This window comes from Micromonospora sp. DT178, from assembly GCF_049841695.1.
In the GTDB taxonomy this organism is placed as follows: domain Bacteria; phylum Actinomycetota; class Actinomycetes; order Mycobacteriales; family Micromonosporaceae; genus Micromonospora.
This window is the reverse complement of record NZ_JBNCKV010000015.1, coordinates 16,896-31,783: the sequence shown is the minus strand read 5'-3', so window position 1 is coordinate 31,783 and position 14,888 is coordinate 16,896. Positions and strand designations below refer to the sequence as shown.

General features: G+C 72.1%; 11 protein-coding genes. 5 read left to right on the top strand and 6 right to left on the bottom strand.

All coding sequences use genetic code 11. The features are described from left to right. Positions 1 to 190: 190 nt before the first annotated feature. The 3 genes from ACLQ22_RS24015 to ACLQ22_RS24005 all read left to right on the top strand — a co-directional run bounded on the left by ACLQ22_RS24015 (position 191) and on the right by ACLQ22_RS24005 (position 4,184). Entirely contained in the window at positions 191 to 2,098 is a 1,908-nt protein-coding gene (locus ACLQ22_RS24015) for a CRTAC1 family protein (RefSeq protein WP_425694391.1), read from the top strand. Then, on the top strand, positions 2,095 to 3,153 hold the full coding sequence (locus tag ACLQ22_RS24010) for an enediyne biosynthesis protein (RefSeq protein WP_425694302.1): 1,059 nt from the start codon (positions 2,095 to 2,097) through the stop codon (positions 3,151 to 3,153). The genes ACLQ22_RS24015 and ACLQ22_RS24010 overlap by 4 nt, the downstream gene beginning before the upstream one ends. Positions 3,154 to 3,287: 134 nt before the next feature. Further along, the gene (locus tag ACLQ22_RS24005; RefSeq protein WP_425694301.1) at positions 3,288 to 4,184 is read left to right on the top strand and encodes a hypothetical protein; all 897 of its coding nucleotides are present in this window, start codon (positions 3,288 to 3,290) and stop codon (positions 4,182 to 4,184) included. A gap of 57 nt (positions 4,185 to 4,241) precedes the next feature. On the opposite strand, the gene ACLQ22_RS24000 is transcribed toward ACLQ22_RS24005, so the two are convergent. The 3 genes from ACLQ22_RS24000 to ACLQ22_RS23990 are packed head-to-tail and all read right to left on the bottom strand — an operon-like array spanning position 4,242 to position 6,477. Then, entirely contained in the window at positions 4,242 to 4,907 is a 666-nt protein-coding gene (locus ACLQ22_RS24000; protein ID WP_425694300.1) for a lysoplasmalogenase, read from the bottom strand. Beyond that, a complete protein-coding gene (locus tag ACLQ22_RS23995; RefSeq protein WP_425694299.1) occupies positions 4,904 to 5,755 on the bottom strand; it encodes a sterol desaturase family protein in 852 nt (283 codons plus the stop codon). Before ACLQ22_RS23995 ends, ACLQ22_RS24000 begins: the two co-directional genes overlap by 4 nt. Further along, positions 5,752 to 6,477: a FadR/GntR family transcriptional regulator gene (locus ACLQ22_RS23990; protein WP_425694298.1), complete on the bottom strand. Its 726-nt coding sequence runs from the start codon at positions 6,475 to 6,477 to the stop codon at positions 5,752 to 5,754. Before ACLQ22_RS23990 ends, ACLQ22_RS23995 begins: the two co-directional genes overlap by 4 nt. 98 nt (positions 6,478 to 6,575) lie before the next feature. Between ACLQ22_RS23990 and ACLQ22_RS23985 the strand changes: the two genes are divergently transcribed. Then, positions 6,576 to 7,127, top strand: coding sequence for a PadR family transcriptional regulator (locus ACLQ22_RS23985; RefSeq protein WP_425694297.1), 552 nt, complete (start codon positions 6,576 to 6,578; stop codon positions 7,125 to 7,127). 25 nt (positions 7,128 to 7,152) lie between these two features. Next, positions 7,153 to 8,874: an acyl-CoA dehydrogenase family protein gene (locus ACLQ22_RS23980; RefSeq protein WP_425694296.1), complete on the top strand. Its 1,722-nt coding sequence runs from the start codon at positions 7,153 to 7,155 to the stop codon at positions 8,872 to 8,874. 93 nt (positions 8,875 to 8,967) lie between these two features. Here the strand turns inward: ACLQ22_RS23980 and ACLQ22_RS23975 are convergent, their stop codons facing one another. The 3 genes from ACLQ22_RS23975 to ACLQ22_RS23965 all read right to left on the bottom strand — a co-directional run bounded on the left by ACLQ22_RS23975 (position 8,968) and on the right by ACLQ22_RS23965 (position 14,858). Next, positions 8,968 to 10,416, bottom strand: coding sequence for a hypothetical protein (locus ACLQ22_RS23975; protein WP_425694295.1), 1,449 nt, complete (start codon positions 10,414 to 10,416; stop codon positions 8,968 to 8,970). Positions 10,417 to 10,589: 173 nt separating this feature from the next. Then, entirely contained in the window at positions 10,590 to 11,999 is a 1,410-nt protein-coding gene (locus tag ACLQ22_RS23970; protein ID WP_425694294.1) for a pectate lyase, read from the bottom strand. Positions 12,000 to 12,314: 315 nt separating this feature from the next. Next, positions 12,315 to 14,858 carry a pectate lyase family protein gene (locus ACLQ22_RS23965; protein ID WP_425694293.1) on the bottom strand — a complete coding sequence of 848 codons (2,544 nt, stop codon included), beginning with the start codon at positions 14,856 to 14,858 and terminating at the stop codon, positions 12,315 to 12,317. Positions 14,859 to 14,888 lie beyond the last annotated feature (30 nt).

The following is a 14,888-nucleotide window of genomic DNA, read 5'->3' as shown; positions in this document are numbered from 1 at the left end:
GGCAGCAAATGCTGGCGGATGATGGCAGAAAATCGCGCCACTCTTCAGCCGCCGACAACTGCCCGTCGCCAAACCCGGCCGCACGGCATATCAGCCGCCGCGCGAATCCGGGTGGTGGCCGAATCTGAAGGGAAAGCCCTTGCCATCCCAACCCGTCGGCGTGATTCGCCGAATCACTCCCGCCGTCTTCGTGCTGGTCCTCGTGGCCGCGTTCTTCGTCGTCGCCCGGCTGCCCAGCGCGTCGGCCGAGGAACGGCAGACGCTGGCGTCGCGGTTCGGCTTCACCGAGCTGCCGATCGCGCTGCCGCCCGGCCTGCCGGAGCGCACCATACGCACGGTGAACCCCGAGTACGAGCACATTCGGGCGTGGGTGTCGTCCGTCGGCGCCGCCGTGTCGGCGAACGACCTCGACGGCGACATGATCGCCAACGACCTCTGCCTCGTCGACACCCGCAGCGACAGCGTGGTCGTCACGCCGGCGCCCGACGGACCGGCCCGGTACGCGCCCTTCGTGCTGGACCCGGCGCCGCTGCCCACCCACAAGTCGATGGCCCCGATGGGCTGCGTGCCCGGCGACTTCAACGCCGACGGGCTGACCGACCTGCTGGTCTACTACTGGGGTCGCACGCCGGTGGTGTTCCTGCACCGGGCGTCCGCGAGGGCGCCGCTGACCAAGGGGACCTTCCTGCCCACCGAGCTGATCGGCAAGCCGTCCGCGTCCTCCAATGGCGAGTACCAGGGCAAGTTCTGGAACACCAACGCGGTCGCGGTCGCGGACTTCGACGGCGACGGCCGCCCGGACATCGGCGTCTTCAACTACTTCCCGGACAGCCAGGTGCTCGACCCGGCCGGCCATCCGAACGTCGAGATGAACCACTCGCTGTCCCGGGCGCAGAACGCCGGTGGCGCGCACGTGCTGCGCTGGACCGCCGCCACCAGCGGCGACAACCCGAGCGTGACGTACGTCGAACAGGTCGCGATCCCGCCGGAGTTCTCGACCGGCTGGACCCTCGGCGCCGGCTCCGCCGACATCGACGGCGACCTGCTGCCCGAGCTGTACCTCGCCAACGACTTCGGGCGCGACCGCTTCTTCCACAACGTCTCCCGCCCGGGCGAGATCAAGTTCAAGGTGGCGGAGGGGCGCCGGGGTCACCGTACCCCGAAGTCCATGGTGGTCGGCCATGACTCCTTCAAGGGCATGTCGATCGAGTTCGGCGACCTTGGCGGCACCGGCAAGTTCGACATGTTCGTCAGCAACATCACCTCCTCCTGGGGCCTGGAGGAGAGCAACTTCGTCTGGCGCAACAACTCGTCGAGCCTGGCCGACGCCCGCAACCGGCTCAGCCAGGGCAAGGCCGTGTTCGACAACAAGGCCGCCGAACTCAACATGGCGTGGGTCGGCTGGGGCTGGGACGCCAAGATGGCGGACTTCGACAACAGCGGTGAGATGTCGGTGGTCCAGACCGCCGGATTCGTCAAGGGCAAGATCAACCGCTGGTCGTGGCTGCAGGAACTGGCCATGAGCAACGACCTGATGCTCCGTAACCCGGCCATGTGGCCCAAGGCGGGAATGGGTGACGACATCGCCGGCTCCGAGCCGTTCGCCTTCTGGGTCCGGGAGGACAACGGCCGGTACGCCAACATCGCCGCCGAACTCGGCATGACCGACAGCACCCCGAGCCGCGGCGTGGCCGTCGCGGACACCAACGGCGACGGGGGCCAGGACTTCGCGGTGGCCCGCCAGTGGGCCGCTCCCTCGTACTACCGCAACGACAAGCCCGGCCGCGGCAACTTTCTCGGCCTGCGCCTGTGCCGTCCGGCCGACGACGGCCGCGGCACGCCCGCCTACGGCGCCCAGGTGCGGGTGAAGACGGCCGACGGTCGTACCCGGATCGCCCAGCTCGACGGAGGCAGCGGCCACTCCGGCAAGCGCAGCTTCGACGTCTTCTTCGGCCTCGGCGACGCCGGCGACAAGCCGGTTTCGGCGGAGATCGCCTGGCGCGACCTCTCCGGTGGCGTACACAAGCAGACCCTCGACCTCGCCGCGGGCTGGCACACGATCATGCTCACGGACAAAGCCCAGGAGATGCCCAAATGACCGACGTCCGAGACAGCGCCGCCCGTACCGGTAGTGACGCGCGGGGGGTGGGGGGCACCGCGGTCGCCGACGCGCCGGTCAGCCCGGTGCCGACCGTCACCTTCGACCGCAACGCGGCGGTGGCGGCCACGCCTGGAGCGCCCCCGAGGGTCGACCGGCGGGACCCCCGCTACCTGGCCCTGCGCAACTTCGCCATCTCCATGAGCATCTTCAACATCCTCGGGTACACGGTGCTCGGCTTCGAGCAGCCCTGGACCTGGCCGCTGCTCGCCCTGGCGGTCGGCTACGCCACGGAGATCGTGGTCGAGTTGGTCACGGCGCGGGCGAACAAGCGCCCGCCCGCCTTCGCCGGCAACGGCGCCTGGGGCATGTACACGTTCCTGCTGCCCACCCACATCACCGCGCTCGCCGCGAACATGCTGCTCTACGCCAACGACAACTTCTGGCCGATCGCCTTCGCGGTGGTCGTCGCCATCGGCCAGAAGGCGATCTTCCTGGCGCCGATCAAGGGGCGCATGCGGCACTTCATGAACCCGTCCAACTTCGGGATCACGGTGACGCTGGTCGCGTTCTCCTGGGTCAACATCGCCCCGCCGTACCACTTCACCGAGGACGTCCCGGACATGATCCGGATCCTCGTGCCGTTGGTCATCCTGACGGCCGGCACGGTGCTCAACGGAGTGCTGACCAAGAAGATCCCGCTGGTCGTGGGCTGGGTCGGCGGCTTCGTGATCCAGGCGCTGGTGCGCCACTTCATCTGGGACGTCGCGCTCTGGGCGGCCCTGCTGCCGATCACCGGTGTCGCGTTCGTGCTGTTCACCAACTACATGATCACCGACCCGGGCACGACCCCCAGCTCAGGGCGGGCCCAGTTCATGTTCGGCGCGAGCGTCGCGGCCGTGTACGGCGTGCTGATCACCTTCAACGTCGTCTACACGCTCTTCTTCGCCGTGACGATCGTCTGTCTCGTCCGGGGTCTGCTCTGGTGGGGCATCTGGCTGCGTGACCGCTCCCGGAGTGCGAACACACCGGCGGCGCGGCCCGCCGTCACCTGATCCACCGTCGGCCCGTCGTCGGCGCGACCCATGGGTCCGCCGGCGACGGACCTCGTCCCACGACCCGCAGCACAGACGGAAGCGAGGCGATGAGCGTGCACCCCACCCCCGAGGCCCCACCGCGAGGTGCGTCGGTGACATCCGTACACCCGCCGGCGGCACGCCCCGGACGGACGGCGGTGATCAGTGCGGCGGCGGGCGTGCTGCTCGCCGTGCTCTGGTCGTTCGAGCTGGTGGACTCGGTGATCGGCGACACGGTCGCCGACACCCTGCTGGGCCACGACGCGAAGGGCACCGCCATCAGCGGTACGGCGGCGGGGCTGCTGTTCGCCTTCGTGTCCGGCTTCGCCGGGACCTTCACCGCCTGCAACATCGCGATGGCGGCCTCGGTCGGCCCGATGAGCCAGGCCGGCGCCACCGGCCACCGCCACGGCGTGCGGTCGTTGCTGCGGCCCGTCGCCTGGTTGACCGTCGGCATGCTGGCGGTGTCGGCGACCTACGGCGCCCTGGGGGTGCTGCTCGGCGAGCGCCTGCCGCAGCTCTCCACGGACACCGTCGGCGGGATGCCCGTACGCCTGATCCAGTCCTCGGTGGTCTTCGGCCTGATCGGCCTCGCGCTGACCTACCTCGGGCTGGCGGCCCTCGGCCTGCTGCCGGACGTCTTCGCGAGGCGCCCGGTGGCGCGGGTGGTCGTCATGGGCGCCCTGGTCGGGGGCTTCCTGGTCGGTCGGCCGTACCCGCTGTTCAACAAGCTGTTCCACTGGGCGGTCGACACGGGCAACCCCGGGTACGGCGCGCTCGCCTTCGCCCTGCAGTCGCTGGGCAACGTCCTCATCGTCGCGGCGCTCTTCGCGATCCTCATCCTGGTGAGCCGGGGGCGGTTCCTCGCCTGGATGGCGTCGCCGCGCCGCGCCGCGACGGTGACCGGCGCGTTGCTGGTCGCGCTGGGCGTCTTCACCGTCGTGTACTGGGACCTGCGGGTGCCGGCCATCTTCGGCGTCGGCTGGTTCCCGACGATGCCGTACAACTGACCGGCGCCGCCGACGACGCCCCCGGTCCGGGATGGACCGGGGGCGTCGTCGGGCCGGCTAGCGGGCGTTGCCGGGCGCCGGCCCCGGGGCGCGGGCGGGGCTGCTGCCGGTGCCGGGCCGGACGCGCTCGGCGGTGGCCGCCACCCATCCGGTGGTGATCAGCAGCAGGGCCGCGATGTAGGTGGTCATCACGGCCAGGCCGTGGGCGGGCGCACGGGAGCCCGCGGCCTCCAGCCCGATCAGCAGGTCGGAGATCAGGAACAGCCCGCCGCCCAGGGCCACCCGCCGGGAGACGCCGGCCGCGGCGGCGGCCATCAGGCTGAGCGCGAGGCTGTAGCCGAGCACCGGCAGCCGCAGCGGGCCGAGGGCGTTCCACAGCACCAGGTTGGCCGCCACCCAGCAGGCGAGATAGGCGGCAATCGCGACGAACGGTGGCCGCCGGTGGCGCAGGAAGGCGGTCAGGAAGGCCACCTGGGTGCCGAGGAAGCACCCCATGCCGACGAGGAACGCCGTGTCGCCGGAGACCAGCAGCGCGATGTCTCCGCCGGTGGCGAAGACCAGCCCGACGGCGACGGGATCGACGCGCCGGCGTACCCGCAGCAGGTGGACCAGCAGCACCGGCGCGAGTAGGGGCTTGGCCAGCCACTGCAGGAGGGTCGAGTCGGCCGCCACGCCGATCAGCTCGACGGCGGCCACCACGCCGAACGGCCAGAGGCGCCTCACCGGGCCACCGCCGGCTGCGCGTGCGCGGCGGGCTGCCAGCCCGGTCGGCCGAGCACATAGCCGAGGCGGTGCCGCCAGGACGAGGCGGCCCGGGCGTCGGCCCAGATCGCCCGGTACTCGTGGGTCGCCACCCGCAGCGGGTTGTACGTGTCGATGTTCTTGGTCAGGCCGTACCGGACGGTGGCCCGCTCGGGCTCGAAGGTGCCGAAGAGCCGGTCCCAGACGATCAGGATGCCGCCGTAGTTGCGGTCGAGGTACTCGGCGTTGGCGCCGTGGTGGACCCGGTGGTGCGACGGCGTGTTGAAGATCCACTCGATGGGGCGGGGCAGCAGGTCGACCCGCTCGGTGTGCAGGAAGAACTGGTACAGCAGGCTGACCGACTGCTGGAGGAAGATCATCCACGGGGGGATGCCGAGCAGCGCCAGGCCCAGCCAGAACGGCACGGACGTCATCGGGGTCCAGCTCTGCCGCAGCGCCGTCGAGAGGTTGAAGAAGACGCTGGAGTGGTGCACCACGTGCCCGGCCCAGAGCAGCCGCACCTCGTGGTGGGAGCGGTGGAACCAGTAGTAGGCGAGGTCGTCGGCGAAGAACAGCAGCACCCACGTCCAGACGCTGGTGGGGGAGAGCTGCAGTGGCGTGACCGTGTACGCGGCGGCGTAGAGGCCGATCGTCGCCAGCTTCCACGGCACGCCGATGACCTGGCTGCCGGCGCCCATGGTCAGGCTGGTGGCGGTGTCGCGCAGCTCGTACCCGCGTTCGTCGTCGTCGGGGGCGAACCGGTAGGAGAGTGCCTCGACGACGATGAGGAGCAGGAACGCCGGTACGGCGTAGAGCACGGCGGGGATCATGCCCGGGCTTCCCTTCTCGGTGCTGCGGTGGGGGTGGTGAGGGGGGCGGTGAGCAGGGCCCGTGCCTCGCGGGCGGCGTCGGTGGCCCGGCCGGTGACGACGGCGTCGGCGAGCCGGCGGTGGCCCGCGACGTCGAGCAGTTCCGCGGCGCGTCGCTGCGGCGGCACCTCGCCGACGGCGAGCGCGCCGGCCACCAGGCTGTTGAAGGCCAGCAGGTAGGCGGTGTTGCCGGAGCCGGCGACGATGTGCCGCCAGAGCACGATGGTGGCCTCGCCCATCCCGGCCAGGTCGGGTGCCAGGTCCGCGTACTCCTCGACGGCCCGCAGGATCGCGGCCCGCACCGCCGGGTCGCCGCGCTCGGCGCAGAGCCGGGCCGCGTCGACGCCGATGCAGGCCCGCATCTCCAACATGTCGCGGACCAGGGTGTCCACCGGCAGGGTGTCGTGGAAGCGGGTGAGCGACAGGGCGAGGTCGAGCCCCGCGTGCACCCGCCAGTCCAGCACCCGGGTGGCGCCGCCCTGGCTGACCCGCACCAGGCCGAGCTGCTGCAACCGGCGCAGGGCCTCCCGCACGGCGTGCCGGTTGACCCCGAAGGTGGCGGCCAGCTCCCGCTCGCCGGGCAGCGCCTCGTCCGGGCGGTAGGCGCCGCTGACGATGGCGTCGCGGACCTGGCCGAAGACGTGGTCGGAGACCGACGAGCGGGGGACGGGAGCGAAGGCCATGCCGAGGAGTGTGGCGCAGCGCACATCAACCCGTCAACTGGTTGGACCACTGCGATGCAGGCTTGCTATGCAACTCGTTGCATAGCAGGATGGCGGGCATGGCGCTCGAACACGCGATCCTGGTCTCCCTGCTCGAACGGCCGGGCTCCGGCTACGAGCTGGCCCGGCGCTTCGAGCGTTCGATCGGCCGCTTCTGGACGGCCACCCACCAGCAGATCTACCGGGTGCTGAAGCGGATGGAGGCCGACGGCTGGGTCACCGCCGAGGAGGTCAGCCAGGACGGTCGCCCGGACAAGCGGTCCTTCTCGGTGGCGCCGGCCGGCCGGTCCGCGCTGGTGGGCTGGCTGCGCGCGCCCGTGCAACCCGAGGCGGTCCGGCACGAGCTCGCCGTCAAGATCCGCGGGGCCGCCTTCGACGACGCCGCCGGCCGCGCCGCGCTCGTCGCCGAGGTCGAGCGCTACCGCGCCACCCACGAGGAGACGCTCGCCCGCTACCTGGCCGGCGAGCGGCGCGACTTCCCCGACCCCGCCGCACCCGACGCCGCCGCGGCGCTCCAGCACGTCGTGCTGCGCGGCGGCATCGCGTACGAGCGGATGGTGCTCGCCTGGCTCGACGACGTGCTGGCCACCCTGCGCACCCTGGACCACTGACCCACCCACCGAAGGGAGTCCCGCCGTGGCGGACTCGCTCCTGCTCGACCCGCACACCTACGACCCCGCCCACCTCGACGACACCTCCCGCCGGCTGCTGCGGGCCACCGTCGACTGGTTCGAGGGCCGGGGCAAGAAGGCGCTGCTCGACAGCTACAACCGGCACGAGTGGTACGCCGACTTCCTGGACTTCGCCGCGAAGGAGGGGCTGTTCGCCGCCTTCTGCACGCCGGCCGCCGACGGGGGAGGGGACCCGGCGAAGCGCTGGGACACCGCGCGCAACGCCGCGCTCAGCGAGATCCTCGGCTTCTACGGGCTCGGCTACTGGTACACCTGGCAGGTCACGGTGCTCGGCCTCGGCCCGGTCTGGCAGAGCGACAACGCCGCCGCACGGGCCCGCGCCGCCGGGCTGCTCGCCGACGGCCACGTGATGGCGTTCGGCCTCTCCGAGCGCGCCCACGGCGCGGACATCTACTCCACCGACATGGTCCTCACCCCCGACGGCGACGGCGGGTTCCGCGCCACCGGCGCCAAGTACTACATCGGCAACGGCAACGTCGCCGGGCTGGTCTCGGTCTTCGGTCGCCGGGCCGACGTCGAGGGGCCGGACGGTTACGTCTTCTTCGCCGCCGACAGCCGCCATCGGGCCTACCACCTGGTCCGCAACGTGGTGAACGCGCAGATGTACGTCAGCGAGTTCCGGCTGGCGGACTACCCGGTGCGCCCCGAGGACGTGCTGCACACCGGGCGGGCCGCGTTCGACGCCGCGCTGAACACCGTCAACGTGGGCAAGTTCAACCTCTGCACGGCCTCGATCGGCATCTGCGAGCACGCCATGTACGAAGCCGTGACCCACGCCCACAACCGGGTCCTCTACGGCCGGCGGGTCACCGACTTCCCCCACGTGCGGCGCGAGCTGACCGACGCGTACGCCCGCCTGGTCGCGATGAAGCTCTTCAGCGACCGCGCTGTCGACTACTTCCGCTCGGCGGGCCCGGACGACCGCCGCTACCTGCTGTTCAACCCGATGACCAAGATGAAGGTCACCACCGAGGGAGAGCGGGTCGTCGACCTGCTCTGGGACGTCATCGCCGCCAAGGGCTTCGAGGCGGACACCTACTTCGACAAGGCCGCCAAGGACATCCGCGGGCTGCCCAAGCTCGAGGGGACGGTGCACGTCAACCTCACGTTGATCATGAAGTTCATGGCCAACTACCTGTTCCATCCGGCCGAGCACCCGCCGGTGCCGAGGCGGCACGACGCCGCCGACGACGAGTTCCTCTTCCGGCAGGGCCCGGCCCGGGGCCTCGGCGCGATCCGGTTCCACGACTGGCGCGCCGCCTACGACGCCCACGCCGGGGTGCCCAACGTCGCCCGCTTCCGCGAGCAGGCCGACGGCTTCTGCGCGCTGCTGGCCGCCCACGCCCCGAGCGATGAGCAGCAGCGCGACCTCGACTTCCTGCTCGCCCTGGGCCAGCTCTTCGCGCTGATCGTCTACGGCCACCTGATCCTGGAGCAGGCCGAGCTGACCGGCCTGGACCGCGACGTGCTCGACGAGATCTTCGACGTCCTGGTCCGCGACTTCTCCGCGTACGCCACCGAGCTGCACGGCCGGGCGGCGACCACCGGGGAGCAGGCCGCCTGGGCGTTGGCGCACGTCCGCCGGCCCGTGGCGGACCCGGGGCGCACGGCGCGGATGTGGACGCGGGTGGCGGCGCTCAGCGGCGCGTACGAGATGCGTCCCTGACCGGTGCGGGCCGTGGCGGCCGACCGCCGTCTGCCCCGTGCCGGGCCGGTCGGCCGCCGCCCGGTCAGCCGGCCGTCACCACCTGGCGCCCGGTCAGCCGGCCGTCACCACCTGGTTCGCCGGCTGCGGCGCCGGCGCCTCGGCTGGGGCCCGCCAGCCGTCGGCGGGGGCGGACGCCGCGTCGTCGCCGCCGTCCGGGGCCGCGTCGGCGGCGCGTTCCACCGCCACCGCCACCGGCGCCGGCGCCGGCCGCTCCGGCCTCGGCCGGGCCGCGACCTGCGGGTACTCCGCGGTCTCCGCGCCGCCCGTGGCGGCCGCCATGACCGCCGCCGCGGCCAGGTCGGCCACCCGCTTCGCCTCCCGCTTCACCCGGGCGCGGACCTCCTTGGCGTGCTGCTCGGCGGAGTCCGCGGTCCGGCGTGCCTCGTCGAGGCGGCGCAGCTCGTCGGTCAGCTCCTGCCGGGTCTCGGCGAGACGCTGCTGCACCTCGGCGAACTCGTGCTCGACGGCCGCGCTCTCCTGCCGCGCCTGGGCCAGCTGCTGCTGCGCGGCGTCCAGCTCGGCCTGCATCCGGGCCAGCGCCTCCCGCCGGTCCCGGATGCCCTGCTGCGTCGCGGCGAGCTGCTGCTGGTGGGTCGCGGCCTGCTCGTCGACGTGCTGGCGCACCTTGGCCGCGTACTGCTGGGCCTCCGCGATCAGCGTCGCGATCTCCTGCTCGGCCGCCGTACGCTGGGCGCCGAGCTCCCGCTCGGCGGACGCGAGCTGCTCGGCGATCTCCTGCTCGGCGGCGGCCCGCCGCTCGTTGATCTCCCGTTCCACGCCGGCCTGCCACTGGCCCAGCTCCTGCTGGGTCTTCGCGCGCGCCGCCTGCACCTCCTGCTGGATCTGGGTGCGGGCCGAGGCCAGGAACGCCTCGGACTCGACGCGGGCCTGCTCGACCTGCTGGGCGGTCTGCTCGTCGATCCGCTTCGCCTCCTGCAGCGCGTGGTCGTGGGCCGCCTCGCCCGCCGCCCGCAGCCGTTCCGCCGCCTCGCGGATCCTGGTGAGTTCGGCCTGGGCGTTGGCGCGGCGTTCCTCGTGTTCCCGGTCGTGCTCGTCGCGCCGCGCGGCCGCCTCCTCCGCCAGCTCCCGCAGCGTCGTGGTGGCCTGCTCGCGGGCCTCGGTGAGCACCCGCTCGGCCTCGGCCTCGAGTTCGGCGGCCCGCTGCCCGGCGGCGTCGGTGATGGCCCCGGCCTGCTTCTCGGCCAGGGCCAGGATCTGGTCGACCATCGGACCGAGGTCGCGGAAGGACGCCCGGTCCGGCTGCGCCGGCCGGTCCCGCAGCTCGGTCATCTCCGCCCGCAGCCGGTGCGCCTCGACGGTCAGCTCGCGGAGTTGGGCCGAGGCCCGGTCCCGCTCGGCGGCCAGCGCCGACCGTTCGCCGTCGACCTGCTCGACGTAGCGGTCCACCTGCCGCTTGTCGTAGCCGCGCAGCGCGAGGTCGAAGCTCGGCCGCGCGGCCGCGTCCTCGCGTGCCGCGAACGGGTCGTCGCCGTGGGACATGCATCCTCCTCCGTACGATCGCGAGCGCCGCGCCGGCGGGGAGATCCGCCCCACGGGCCGTGCTGTGGCGCCACGCTACCGTCGCGGTCGCACGCCCCCGCGAAAAGGGTGACCCCACGCGACGGCCCCGCGGGACCGGGTGGTCCGCGGGGCCGCCGTCGCCCTGGTAGGGGCTATCGCCAGGTGATGTCCGACGCCGAGTAGAGGCAGTTGGTGCCGTCGGCGCCCTCACCGATCTCGCTCGGCTCGCTGCCCTTCGGCACGCCCTTGTACTTCACGCAGATCCGGGTCGTGCGGTTCGGGTCGTTGAGGATGGTGATCCGGCTGAACCGGGCGGTGTCGCCCCAGTTCGTGTTGATGCCGGCCAGCATCTTCGTCGAGGTCGCGGTGACGTTGTCCATCACCACGTGCCGCTGGTACGAGGTGGAGCAGTTGCCGCAGGCCCGGTAGAGCTTGCCGGAGCTCTCCACCCGGAAGTTGCGGATGTACACGGTGCCCGAGCCGTTGTGCTGGAACACCTTGTCGCTGGCGGAGCGCGCCCCGCCACCGTCCACCGTGTACGTGGTGCCGCCCCGGAAGGTCGCGGCGTCCTCGCCGACGTCCTCCCACCAGACGTTGATCAGAGTGCAGTTGCCCTCGCAGTGCACGCCGTCGCCGGCCGGGGCGCCGATGATCACGTTGCGCAGGGTGGCCCCGGGGGCGAGCACGAACATCGGGTCCTGGCTCTCGCCCTGCCCGCCGTCGCCGATGCCGTAGTAGCGCTTGAGCCCGCCGTCGAGGCTGACCGGGACGTCGATGGTGGCGTCGACCTTGACGTTGGCCGTCGGCGTGGGCCAGTTCGCGGGCGGGTTCGTCGGCGGCGGCGTGGTGGGCGGCGGCGTGGTGGGCGGCGGAGTGGTCGGTGGGGGCGTGGTCGGCGGCGCGGTGGTCGACGGCGGCGTGGTCGGGGTGGACCCGCCGGAGGTGTCCACCGCCACGTCGTCGAAGCTGGCGCTGGCGTACGAGGTGACCAGCCCGATCCGGCCGGCGGAGGCCAGGCCGCTGGTGCCGGAGCCGACCTGCGTGCCGTTGACGAAGCCCCGGACGGTGCTGCCGGCGGTCTCGATGCGCAGCGTGTACCAGCTGCCGGCGGCGGCCCCCACGGAGGCCGAGCCGAGCGAGGTGATCTGGCTGCCGTTGACCGCCTGCAACTCGGCCCGGCCTGAGCCGAGCAGGGCCAGCCGGTACATCTTCGTGCTGCTGGCCGAGCGGGCGGCCAGGCCCACCAGGCCGCTCGACGAGCCGAACGACAGCGGCTTGACCCGCGCCTGGACCTGGTAGTCGGTCCAGCTCGTCTGGCCGGCGAACTGCCGGGTCAGCTCGCTGCCCGCGTTGGACTGCTGGAACACGCCGGAGCCGTCGGTGACCACCGACCAGGTGCCGCCCGACTTCGACCATCCGCTGGCGTCGCCGTCGTTGAAGTCGTCCGAGAAGACGGCGGCGGCGGAGGCCGACGAGCCCATGCCGGCGGCCAGCACGGCGGCGGTCGCCCCGGCGGTGAAGGCCGCCGCCAGGGCCCGTCGGTGAGTGCGTCTGAGGTGCACGATGTTCTTCTCCTCGCAAGGGGTTCGGTGTGGCGGTCCGCGGTCCGTGGCCCGAGGGGAGGGCCGGGACGGTACGTGGTGCGACCGGGACCGGTACCCGCCGGCCCGCGCGTCGGACGCCCGGATCCGGCGAGGCTCGACGGGGAGGTCAGCTGCTTGGAAAGCGCTTCCCCGCGTGGGCCTCAGATTATGTTTCCGCGAAGAGAACGGTCAATGCCCCGGCACGTGCAGGTCTGTTGCAGCCCGCCCGGGCCCCGGCGGGCTGCGCGCCCCGGGGGGTGGCGGTCGGCCCGACCGCCACTCCCCGGGGTCGTCTCAGGGGTTGATCCGGCCGGCGCCGGCCCCGGCGGTCACGGCCGCCTTGACGCCGCTCGCGTCGTCGAGCCGGTACGGGTAGGGAATGGGGGCGACGTCCCCGGCGCTCTCCGGCGCGCCGGAGTTGGTGAAGATGTTGTTGCGCTGGACCAGATCGCCCGGGCCCGACTCGGCGTAGCCGACGGCGGTGGGGCGGGTCACGTTCTCGAAGTGGTTGCCCTCGACCAGCACCCCGGCCCCCATCGTGGACGCCACGCCGTAGTCCGCGCCGTAGTAGTAGTTGTTGAACACGTGCACCGGGTCACCGAACCGGACGCGCGGGTGGCGCTCCTTGCTCCCGTCGAACCAGTTGTGGTGGTAGGTGACCCGCAGGTGGCCGATGTCGGCCGTGTGCCCGTCGTCGTGGCCGAGCAGCATGCTCTTGGTGTGGTTGGTGACCCGGTTCCACGAGACGGTCACGAAGTCGGAGGCCCGCTTGACGTCGACCGCGCCGTCGTAGCCGCCGTCGAACGTGTTGTGGTCGATCCAGACGTTGCGCGAGCCCTGCACGTTGATCGCGTCGTCGTCCCAGCCCCGGAAGGTGAGGTTGCGGACGATGACGTTGCTCGCGCCGCTGATGTTCAGCCCGTTGTCCAGCGTCGCGGCGCCCACGCCGAGCACGGTCTTGTTGCTGCGGACGTCGTTCATCGTGTCGGGCATGGTCAGCGACCCGGTGACCCGGATGACCAGCGGCGACGAGGACTCCAGGGCGTCGGCGAGCGCCTGGCCGTCGGAGACGGTGACGGTCTGGCCGCCGGCCCCGCCGGTGGTGCCGCCGTTCTGGGTGGCCCAGCCGACCAGGTCCCCGGCCGGCGGCAAGGTCGGCGTCGGGGTCGGCGCCGGGGTGCTCGGCGCCGGGGTGCTGGGCGGCGGGGTGGTCGGGTTGCCGGGCAGGCCGACCCGGCCGACCCCGGCCTGCGCGGTGACCAGGGCCTTCATGTCGCAGGCCGTGCCCACGGTGTACGCGTACGGCGGGTTGCTCACGCTGCCGCCGGTCTGCCCGGCGCCGGAGTTGACCAGGCAGTTGTTGCGCGCGACCAGCCGGCCGTCGCCGGAGGAGCCCTCCGCCAGGTGGTACGGGTCGTCGACGTTCTCGAAGTGGTTGCCCTCGACGATGACGCCGGCGTTCTCGGTCGACGCGACGCCGTAGTTGCCGGTGTTCAGGTAGTAGTTGTTGAACACGTGCACCTGGTCGCCGAAGCGCACGCGCGGGTTGCGCTGGTTGGTGTTGTCGAAGAAGTTGTGGTGGTAGGTGACCTTCAGCCGGCCGGTGTCCTGGGCGGCGTTGCCGTCGTCGTGGCCGAGCAGCATGTTCTTGTCGGTGCCGTCGGCGTGGTTGTAGGAGACCGTCACGTACGACGAGCCGCGCTTGATGTCGACGCCGCCGTCCGTCCCGGTGGTCCAGGTGTTGTGGTCGATCCAGACGTGGTGGGTGAACATCTGCACGTTGATCGCGTCGTCCGCCCAGTTCCGGAAGTTCAGGTTCCGGATGATCACGTTGTGCACGGCGTTGGCCGGCGGCGCGGTGACCGCGTTGTCGATCGGCAGGCCGATGTTGAGGCCGCCGCCGGTGAACCCGGAGTTGGCGCCGACGCCGACGATCGTCTTGTCCGAGGTGACCTCGTGCATGGGGCCGGGCAGCGCGATCATCCCGTTGACCTGGATTACCTTCGGGCCGCTGGAGGCCGCCTCGGTGATGAACTGGCTTGCGGTCGTGACCGTGACGGTCGGTCCGCCGGCGCCGCCCGTGGTGCCGTTCTGGCCCCACGCGTCGACCGAGGCCCAGCCGTCGGCCACGTTGGAACCGGGGTTGCCCGGGTCGCCGGTCGGCGTGGGCGTCGGGCTGGTCGGCGTCGGGGAGGGGCCGGCGCCGCCCGAGTCGACCCGCACGTTGTCGAAGTCGGCGCTGGCGTAGAAGGTCGCCACGCCGATCCGGCCGCTGGCGTACGCGCTGTCGGTCGCCTCGGTGCGCAGGGTGCCGTCGACGTAGCCCTTGAGTGAACCGCCGACGACGTCCAGCCGCAGCGTGTAGGTCGTGCCGGCGGCGACCGGCACGGACGCGGTGTCCAGCGTGGCGGAGGAGCCGCCGCTCAGCCGCTTGAGCTCGACGGTGTTGTTGCTGCGCAGCGCCAGGTAGTAGTAGCTGGTGCTGCTCTGCACCCGGGCGAGCAGCGCGACGAACCGGTTCGACCCGTTGAACGCGGTCGGCCGGACGGTCGCCTGGACCGAGTAGTCCGTCCAGCTCGATGTGCCGGCCAGCGAACGGCCGTCGCTGCTGGTGCTGCTCTGGCGCAGCGCCCGCGCGCTGTCGCCGGTCACCGACCAGCTTCCGCCGGAGGCCGTCCAGCCGGACGAGTTGCCGTCGGAGAAGTCGTCGGAGAAGAGCGTGTCGGCGTAGGCCGTGGCGGCCACGCCGACGGCGAGGGTGGCCGCGAGGAGCGCGGCCCCGATCGCGGTGAGGAACCCTCGGCGATGCCTCCGCCGACGAGTGTCGGAGTTGTGCACGGGACCTCCCTGGTGGTGATCAAATGATCG